A 7045-nucleotide genomic window follows, 5' to 3' on the forward strand; every position below is an offset into this window, starting at 1 on the left:
GCTGAGGTTGAATTTTGTGGCTTTATTGCTTAAAATGGGGGTACTAGGAGGTGGGAACAGTGGATGAGAGAATCATGGAGAGGACCGAAACCGCTACGGAATTAGGTTCGATCAGGATCGCCGACGAAGTCGTTTCTATCATCGCCGGGTTAGCCGCGTCTGAAGTCGAAGGGGTTGCGGCGATGAGCGGTGGCTGGGGGACCGGGATAGTGGAGATGTTAGGCAAGAAGAACCTGAGTAAAGGGGTAAAGGTCGAGGTCGGGGAAAAGGAGACAGCCATCGATATTTATTTGGTTATCGAATTCGGTTTTCCAATTCCGCGGGTAGCCCAAAAAGTCCAGGATCAGGTGAAATCAGCGGTAGAGAATATGACCGGGCTAAAAGTAACTGCGGTTAACGTACACGTGGTCGGAGTTTCGATGAAAAAGGCCGGAGAAAAAGAAGAAGGTTTCGAGGGCTAGATTTATGCCAATCGATAGTATTAACCGACCCCCTGCGAAGAAACAGGGGGTTGTTCGTATTTCAGCAGTAATCGGGTGAAAAGGGGGCGGTTGATATGTCAGCGACCTGGAGGTTATGGATGTTCTTGTATAACTTGTTTTTTATGGTGGTTATGGCTGGGGTTCTGGCGCTGTCGCTTGGTTTTGGTCAGCCCTTGACGTGGTTGAACGAGGTTTTGAATACGACCCGCGAACGTATAATTACGGGAGGGGTCGCCGGGCTGGGCCTCCTCATCGGGCTCTACGTATTGATAGCTTCATTGAAATCGGACGAGCCCCCTGTGACAACTGTCTTAGAAGGACCTTTAGGAGAAATTTCCATGACCGTACCTGCCGTCAAACAGATCATTATGAAAGCGGCTCGGACGGTTGAAGGAATACGGGAGGTAAAGCCAGTAGTCAAGTTCAGTCGTGATGGGATTCGGGTATTCTTGCACCTCATGATAAACCCGGATTACCGGGTGCCGGAAATGACCGAGAACCTCCAGAACCAGGTGAGTCGCCAATTGGAGGATATTGGGGGGCTGAAGGTGGCGGAGATAAAGGTCCTGGTCGACGATATCGTTAATAAAAGCCCTCGGGTAAAATAGGAGGCATGACGCCTATGTGGGAGAAGTTTATTATGCACTTACTGGAGTACCATCGCGGTAAGGCCATCGGGATCCTGGTGGGTCTTGTAGCCGGGATATTGATGGTGGTCTACGGTTTTTGGAAAACCCTTTTGATCATTTTATGTGTTTTAGTCGGTTACAGCATTGGCAGGAGCCTGGATGAAAACGGTCGGTTTGATGATTGGATCCAGCGGGTTTTCAAGAACAGGTAGGGGAAGGGGACTGTACTTGAGCAGAAGTTTGGCAAGAGAAACCGCCTTCAAGGTGTTGTTTCAAGTGGATCTGGCGGGAGCGTCTCCAAGGGATGCTTTGCAGCATTTGACTGCGGAGACTCCTCTGGCCGATCGGTACTTGGCTTTTGCCAGAGAATTGATAGATAAGACCCTTGAGCACGTGAAGAGCATCGACGGCCTGATAAGCAAGTATTCACCGGAATGGAGCATCAGCCGGATGGCGACGGTTGATCGAAACATCATGAGGATGGCCGTGTGTGAAATGTTGTATACCGAGATCGACCCGGTCGTGGTCATTAACGAGGCGGTGGAGTTGGCCAAAAAGTACGGTGATGAAAACTCCAGCAGTTTTATCAATGCTATCTTAGATAGGATAATGGGGGAAAAGAGTGAAGGGTTTTGTCGGGATTGATACCAGCGCCTACACCACTTCTGTGGCCCTGGTCGACCAGCGCGGGGAATTAGTGGCCGATAAGCGAGAGGTATTGAAGGTTGAGTTGGGAAAACGAGGTCTCCGCCAGTCAGAGGCCTTGTTCGCCCACATAAAAAACCTTCCTTTTTTATTTAATGAAATGAACCAGTATTGGGCTACCTATTCCTTGGCAGCGGTAGCGGTCAGCGATCGACCCCGCAACGTAGCCGGCAGCTATATGCCGGTTTTCCGGGCAGGAGAGACAGTGGCCCGCTCTGTGGCCAGTGTTCTAGGTATCCCCCTTTTTACCTTTAGCCACCAAGAGGGGCACATAATGGCTGGGGAGAGAGGATCTGGGGTTAATCTGCCAGAAAGATACATAGCCGTGCATTTCTCTGGAGGTACTTCCGAGGTTCTACTGGTACAGCCGGGGCAGTCTTCATATTACGATATATCGATTTTGGCGGCGACGGCTGACCTGCACGCAGGGCAGTTGGTGGACCGGGTAGGGGTTAAGATGGGACTGCCGTTTCCTTGCGGCAAGTTCATGGAAGAACTGGCCCAAGAATTAGCCCCAGAAAAATGTGGGCTAAGAATTCCGGCAGCTGTGAAGGGGGACTCTTTTTCTTTTTCCGGGGCAGAAGCCCAGGCCCTTCGCTGGGTAGAACAGGGGGTACCTTTGCCCGAGGTCAGTCGTGCTGTGTTCTTGTGCATAGCCAATACCCTGGAAAAGGTTATTCGAGAAAAAGCGAAGATCGTAGGCGTCAAGGATGTTTTGCTGGTGGGAGGTGTGATGGCCAATTTCATCATAAGGAACAGGCTCAAGGAAAGGCTTTCCCATCCTTCGTTGTCATGTCGGCTTCACTTTGCCCCACCTGGTCTCAGCTCGGACAACGCCGCGGGAACAGCTTGGTTGGGGTGGATGAAGTGGTTAAAAACGACAGGGAAAGAGGTGTGACTGTTGGAAGCTAATATTCTTTACGGAAAAAGTTTGGCAGACACCATACTGGCTGGGGTAGCCCAGGGGGTTAAGGAATTAAAGCAAGAAGGGATTAATCCTTGTCTCATGACGGTTCAAGTGGGAGAGGACCCGGCTTCCCAGGTATATCTTTCTTCTCAGCGCCGGCTGGCAGAAAGAGTCGGTATCAGCTGTGAACTCATAGAATTGTCTGCTAATACTTCGGAGGATCGGTTGTTCAAAACCATAGACAACCTCAATCGGGACCCGGCGATTAACGGAATAATCCTGCACATGCCACTTCCGTCCCATATCAATAGCAAAATGGCTCAGTGGAGAATTGCCTACCAAAAGGATGTCGAAGGCGTGACCCCGTACAACCTGGGGCGCCTGCTTTTGGGTATGCCTGAACTGGTTCCTTGTACGGCCCTCTCAGCGGTTGAACTTGCAAAGTCCACCGGAGTCGACTTTGCTGGCAAAGAAGCTGTAGTCATAGGGCGCAGCGATATTGTCGGAAAACCTTGTGCCTTGTTGCTGTTAGCGGAGAACGCCACGGTTACTATCTGTCACAGTTTCACTTCTAAGAGGGGCTTGTTAGAGGAACATACGCGTCGGGCTGAGATTCTCATCGTAGCTATGGGACATCCTCAGGCAATAAAAGGAGAATGGATTAAGGAAGGGGCTGTAGTCATCGACGTAGGCATGAACGCGGTAGGCGACAAACTGGTGGGCGACGTGGAATTTGAAGAAGCCAAGAACCGAGCTGCGTACATAACTCCGGTTCCGGGAGGAACGGGAACGGTTACCGTAGCTTTCTTGTTACAAAACCTGGTAAAGGCGGCCAAATGGCAACTCGAAAGAGAAACCCAAGGGAAGGGGTAGGCGAGAGAGTGGATACAGTGATAGTCAAAGGCTCGGAGATGGCCAATGTTATCAAAGCAAAACTAAAAGAAGAAGTAAACGACTTGTTTCCCAAACCTCAACTGGCGATATTGTTAGTCGGTGACGATGAGGAGAGCCGACGGTACGTACGCTTGAAAGAAAAGGCGGTAGACGAAATAGGAGGTCAATGCCGAGCAATCAACTTGCCTGAAAATACCACTTTGGTGGAATTACTCGGGCAGATAAGAGAGCTGAATGCGGATCCCCACACTCACGGCATCCTGGTGCAGTTGCCTTTACCTGGCCCTTTGGCGACTGAGCAAGAAACAGTCCTGTCTTCGCTCAGTGTAGTCAAGGATGTCGACGGTTTTCACCCTTTTAACCGCGGTAAGCTGTTTTCTACACCTCCTTTTCTCGTGAGTTGTGCCGCCCTGGCTTGTATGGATATAATCACCATGTATCGTAATCCCAGGGGGCTTTTGACAGTACTGGTGGGGGATTCTTTTGATCTGGTCCAGCCGCTGGCCCTTTTGCTCATGGCTCGCGGGAGCCGGGTATGTATTATACCCGAGGCCCATGAGTGGGAAGAGGTAGCAGCCAGGGCCGATGTACTGGTGGTCGAAAAAGGTCGCCCCCTGATGGTGAAGGCAGATTACCTCAAACCGGGAGCCTTGGTGATAGATGCTGGTTTTCATTGGGAAGCAGGCCGGGTTTGCGGGAATGTGGACCCGATGTCGGTGACAGGAAAGGCTGGATGGCTGGTTCCGGTGCCAGGGGGCATCGGACCTTTGTTGATAGCGAAGTTGCTCGAAAACCTGCTTACCGCCTATCGGGAGCAGGTCTTCGCTGCTGACGATTGGTAAGTAGAGAAGGTTCATCAAGAGCTTGTGAGGTAAAGAGATGGACAGGGAAAGGATTCTCACGGTAAGCGAGCTCACCACGTATATAAAATCTCTCCTGGAAAATGATATGGTTTTGGCTTCTATATGGGTAAAAGGGGAAATATCTGATTTCAAGTATTATCAAAAATCGGGACACTCCTATTTCAGTCTCAAGGATGAAGGGGCTGTCATAAGTTGTGTGATGTTCCGGAGCCGAGCAAGGTCCTTACGGTTTGTGCCGGAGAACGGCATGAAGGTCATCGCTCTTGGCTACGTATCGGTATTCGAGCGCAGCGGGCGCTACCAGCTGTACGTGGAAGACCTGGAACCGGACGGCATTGGGGCTTTGTACCTGCAACTGCTCCAGCTTCGGCAAAGACTAGAAAAAGAAGGGCTGTTTTCTCCAGACAAAAAGAAACCGTTGCCGAAGTTCGCTAACAGGGTGGGGGTTGTTACATCTGCTGACGGGGCAGCTTTTAGAGATATTCTCAAGGTAATCCGGCAACGGCATCCGGGAGCGGTTGTGGTTCTTGCCCACAGTTCAGTACAAGGAGAGTCGGCCGCCCAGGAGATAGCCCGTGCTATCCGCGCTTTGAACGAATACGGTGAAATAGATGTCATCATCGTAGGACGTGGGGGCGGCTCCTTTGAAGATTTGTGGGCTTTTAATACCGAAGAAGTAGTAAGGGCCGTGAGTGCTTCTTCAGTACCGGTGATTTCGGCGGTGGGGCACGAAGTGGACTATTCGCTCTGCGACTTGGTGGCCGATGTACGAGCTGCTACCCCTACCCAGGCGGCCCAATTGGCTGTTCCAGATATAGAAGCCTTGCGTCAGGATTTGGCGTTGCTTCAAAGGCGGATGCGAAGAGCGATGGAGAGAAACATTGAGTCAAAGTGGCAGACCGTTGACTATTTTAGAGCCAGGAGAATATGGGCAGGACCAGACGGGCTCCTGCAACATCAGCGCTTGCGCGTGGGCGAATTACGGGAAAGGTTGTTGAAGGCGGCGAAATCCGATATTGACCTTAGACGCCACGGATTGGAGAGTATCAGTGGGCGTCTGGATGCCTTAAGCCCGCTCAGGGTATTGGAGCGTGGATACGCGGTGGTGCGAAAGCCGGAAGCAGGAGAAGTTGTAAAAGGTGTAGAAAAGGTTCGCATCGGGGAACTGCTGGAGATAATACTGAGGGAAGGCAGAATGACAGTGGAGGTCAAAACAAAGGAGCAGGTGAGGGATGGAAGAAATCGTAAGCTTTGAAATGGCTTTAACCCGTTTGGAGGAAATAGTATTGCGGTTGGAAGAAGGAAACTTGTCGCTGGAAGAGAGCTTGACCATATTTCAAGAGGCGGTGGAGCTTCTGCGTTTCCTGGAGAAAAAGTTAAGGGAAGCAGAAGGAAGGGTGCTGAAACTTACAGCGGATCTAGATTCTGGGTGGAAGGTAGCTCCGCTCGAAGGATAGGAGAGGAATGAAGAGTGGGTTTCAATGTTGTAACGTTCGAGGGGGAACTGGCTGACAAGAAGGCTTACGTAGAAAAGTTTATGCGTGAGTTTATGCCGCCCGAAAACGCATACCCCCAGGTAATTCACCGGGCTATGCACTACGCGGTTTTCAACGGTGGTAAGCGCTTACGCCCGATTTTGGTTTTGGAGTCGGCTCAGGTTGTAGGGAAAGATCTGACCCGCGCGTTACCCGTTGCGTGTGCTATGGAGATGATACATTCATATTCCCTGGTACACGATGATCTGCCGGCAATGGACGACGACGATTTGCGCCGGGGCAAGCCCACCTGTCATAAAGTGTTTGGTGAAGCCAATGCCATCCTGACTGGGGATGCGTTGCTAACTTTAGCCTTCGAGATAATGACCGCTTGTGCTGAGTTGCCGGGGATGGAACCTAGGTACGTGGCAAAAGTTGTTCGGGAAACGGCTAGGGCGGTCGGCAGTTTAGGCATGGTGGGAGGGCAAGTATTGGACCTGGAGTTGGAAGGCAAAGACACTGACTTCTTCACTCTGAAGACCCTTCACAGTAAGAAAACCGGGGCTCTTTTCCGGGCTTGTTTGCGGGCCGGAGCTTTGCTGTTTGGAGTGGAGGACGAAAGATTGCAGGCCCTCACCCGTTATGCCGAAAACTTCGGGCTCGGTTTTCAGATTACCGATGATATACTGGATGTTGAAGGTGATGAGAAGATAACAGGTAAACCGGTAGGTAGTGACGAGAAGAAGCGCAAAGTTACTTATCCTTCCTTATTGGGTATGGACGAGGCTAAGAAACTGGCAAAGTCGTCGGTAGAGGAAGCGGTCGAAAGCTTGAATGTTTTCGGAGCCGAAGCCGACTTCCTGCGCAACCTGGCCTTATACCTGCTTCATCGCAGGAGTTAGCCACTGATGAACACAGATTGTATAAGATACCCACAGATGTTGTTATCTTAATAGCTGATTCGGGACTGTACAATTAACTGTGTAAACCCCTTTGGGAAAAAGGTAAACTTTTACCAAGGGGGTAAGGAAAATGGACGAAAAACTTTTTAGGAAGCACCTTCGGGAATTTATCAAAGAAAACAATCTGG

The 7045-nt window shown here is 50.8% G+C and carries 10 protein-coding genes; all 10 read left to right on the top strand.

What is annotated here, in order from left to right:
• The first annotated feature begins 74 nt into the window (after positions 1-74).
• The 10 genes from HPY90_RS01190 (at position 75) to HPY90_RS01235 (ending at position 6857) form a co-directional block, all read left to right on the top strand.
• The gene (locus HPY90_RS01190) at positions 75-461 is read left to right on the top strand and encodes an Asp23/Gls24 family envelope stress response protein (RefSeq protein ID WP_287190187.1); all 387 of its coding nucleotides are present in this window, start codon (positions 75-77) and stop codon (positions 459-461) included.
• Between the two features lie 95 nt (positions 462-556).
• The gene (gene amaP / locus HPY90_RS01195) at positions 557-1090 is read left to right on the top strand and encodes an alkaline shock response membrane anchor protein AmaP (RefSeq protein WP_148216492.1); all 534 of its coding nucleotides are present in this window, start codon (positions 557-559) and stop codon (positions 1088-1090) included.
• Positions 1091-1104: 14 nt separating this feature from the next.
• Positions 1105-1323 (top strand): DUF2273 domain-containing protein, encoded by a 219-nt coding sequence (locus HPY90_RS01200; RefSeq protein WP_013174612.1) that lies wholly within the window; start codon positions 1105-1107, stop codon positions 1321-1323.
• 16 nt (positions 1324-1339) lie between these two features.
• Positions 1340-1756: a transcription antitermination factor NusB gene (gene nusB / locus HPY90_RS01205; RefSeq protein ID WP_287190120.1), complete on the top strand. Its 417-nt coding sequence runs from the start codon at positions 1340-1342 to the stop codon at positions 1754-1756.
• Positions 1734-2714, top strand: a complete 981-nt coding sequence (locus HPY90_RS01210) for a Kae1-like domain-containing protein (RefSeq protein WP_287190123.1) — start codon at positions 1734-1736, stop codon at positions 2712-2714. Before nusB ends, HPY90_RS01210 begins: the two co-directional genes overlap by 23 nt.
• Before the next feature lie 3 nt (positions 2715-2717).
• Complete coding sequence (locus HPY90_RS01215) at positions 2718-3596, top strand: bifunctional 5,10-methylenetetrahydrofolate dehydrogenase/5,10-methenyltetrahydrofolate cyclohydrolase (RefSeq protein ID WP_287190126.1); 879 nt, start codon at positions 2718-2720, stop codon at positions 3594-3596.
• 8 nt (positions 3597-3604) lie between these two features.
• Positions 3605-4459 (top strand): bifunctional 5,10-methylenetetrahydrofolate dehydrogenase/5,10-methenyltetrahydrofolate cyclohydrolase, encoded by an 855-nt coding sequence (locus HPY90_RS01220; protein ID WP_287190131.1) that lies wholly within the window; start codon positions 3605-3607, stop codon positions 4457-4459.
• A gap of 37 nt (positions 4460-4496) precedes the next feature.
• The gene (xseA, locus tag HPY90_RS01225; protein WP_287190134.1) at positions 4497-5735 is read left to right on the top strand and encodes an exodeoxyribonuclease VII large subunit; all 1239 of its coding nucleotides are present in this window, start codon (positions 4497-4499) and stop codon (positions 5733-5735) included.
• A complete protein-coding gene (xseB, locus tag HPY90_RS01230; protein WP_287190137.1) occupies positions 5713-5937 on the top strand; it encodes an exodeoxyribonuclease VII small subunit in 225 nt (74 codons plus the stop codon). The genes xseA and xseB overlap by 23 nt, the downstream gene beginning before the upstream one ends.
• A gap of 14 nt (positions 5938-5951) precedes the next feature.
• Entirely contained in the window at positions 5952-6857 is a 906-nt protein-coding gene (locus HPY90_RS01235; RefSeq protein WP_287190139.1) for a polyprenyl synthetase family protein, read from the top strand.
• Positions 6858-7045: the final 188 nt, after the last annotated feature.

Source organism: Syntrophothermus sp. (genome assembly GCF_013314835.1).
In the GTDB taxonomy this organism is placed as follows: Bacteria; Bacillota; Syntrophomonadia; order Syntrophomonadales; family Syntrophothermaceae; genus Syntrophothermus; species Syntrophothermus lipocalidus.